The following is a 1,574-nucleotide window of genomic DNA, read 5'->3' as shown; positions in this document are numbered from 1 at the left end:
TCAGGAACAGGATGCCGGCCGCGAAGACCAACACCATCAGGATCATGGGAACGCCACCCAGACCCTGGGCCTGCTCGCCGATCCACTCGGTCAGGCCGGAACCCGAGAACTGCGAGGACAGCGCCAAACCGCCGCCGAACAGCAACAGAACACCCCAGGGCAGCTTGACGGCAGAATCCCAGTCCAGCAGACGCACGCCGCGTGCGGCACCGGCGGGGCAGAAGAACAGCAGCAAACCAATGGTCATGGCGATTCCCGCGTCGGAGATCGGCGGGGTGTCGAAAATCATCGGAATGAACACCCAAGAGACGGCAGCCAGGATGAAGATGGCCAGCACACGCTTCTCACCGGAGGACATGGGGCCGAGTTTGTGAAGTTCGTCCTGGATGAGTTCCTTGCCGCCCGGGATTTCGGTGATTTCGGGCTTGAACAACACCTTGGTGAGCAAGAACCAGCAGATCGCCAGCATCACGACCGCCAGCGGGACTCCCACCAGCATCCACTGGCCGAAGCCGATCTGGATGTCATGGGTGTCGGACAGGTAACCGGCCATCAGGGTGTTCGGCGGGGTGCCGATGATGGTGCCCAGCGAACCGATCGAGGCGGCATACGCGATCCCCAACATCAACGCCGTACCGAAGTTGGACTTGATGATCTCCTGCTTCACCGAGCTGTCCTCGGGGTCAACTTCGGTGTCGGGGCCGGCCTGGGAGGTGGCCGGAGCGGCGTCGTCGGTTGCCTGGCGAGCGTCGGATGCGGCGCCCTCAGGTGTGGCGTCGGCACCGGTGTCGGTTCCGTCGCCGATCTTGGTGACCAACAGCAGCACGGACACGCCGATCGGGAGCATCATCACGGCGGTTGCGGTGTTGGAGACCCACATGGAGAGGAAGCCGGTCGCGACCATGAAGCCCGCAACCATCTGGGTGGGCTTGGTGCCGATGACCTTGACGGTCAGCAGGGCGATGCGGCGGTGCAGGTTCCAGCGCTGCATGGCCAGGGCCAACAGGAAGCCGCCCATGAACAGGAAGATCACGTTGTTGCCGTAGGAAGCTCCCACGTCGTCGAACTTGACGTCGTCACCGAGGACCGGGAAGACCACCAGCGGAACCAGGGCGGTGGCCGGGAGCGGGAGGGCTTCGGTCATCCACCATGCACCCATGAGAACGGCCGTGGCCGCGGTGAGGCGGGCGCCCTGGGCTACGTCGCCGGGCATCAAGAAATACACGAGGAGTGCCAGCGCAAGACCTGCGATCAGGCCGAGCCACTTGATGCGGTGGGTTTTGGGGTCCTCGGCCTCTGCACGTTCGCCGGGGGATTGGAAGTTGACCTCTTCACCGCGGTGCGGATCTGGATCAAGGTTCTTGAGGTGCGCGCCGGGCACCGCTGGGTGGCTCATGGGGATCTCCACGTCATTGTGATGGGGATTACGTGGTATTTATTCTATGAAGTTACTGAGTATTTCGCCCGTAACCTTGACGCGCGGCGGGTCACGAGCGCCAATGGCCCGCCCCGGTGAATGGGGGCGGGCCATTGGTTCGGATTCTCGCCGGGTCGGTCGCGTTTGAAGACGTGCC

At 63.5% G+C, this 1,574-nt stretch carries 1 protein-coding gene; it reads right to left on the bottom strand.

Features of this window, described 5'->3' with window-relative positions:
- Positions 1-1,396 (bottom strand): SLC13 family permease (locus tag Q4E95_RS13755; protein WP_303383832.1); only part of this gene is annotated, 1,396 nt, incomplete at its 3' end.
- Positions 1,397-1,574: the final 178 nt, after the last annotated feature.

Origin of the sequence: Kocuria sp., from assembly GCF_030536815.1 — a bacterium.
Classification (GTDB): Bacteria; Actinomycetota; Actinomycetes; order Actinomycetales; family Micrococcaceae; genus Kocuria; species Kocuria gwangalliensis.
This window is presented reverse-complemented; position numbering and strand designations above follow the sequence as displayed.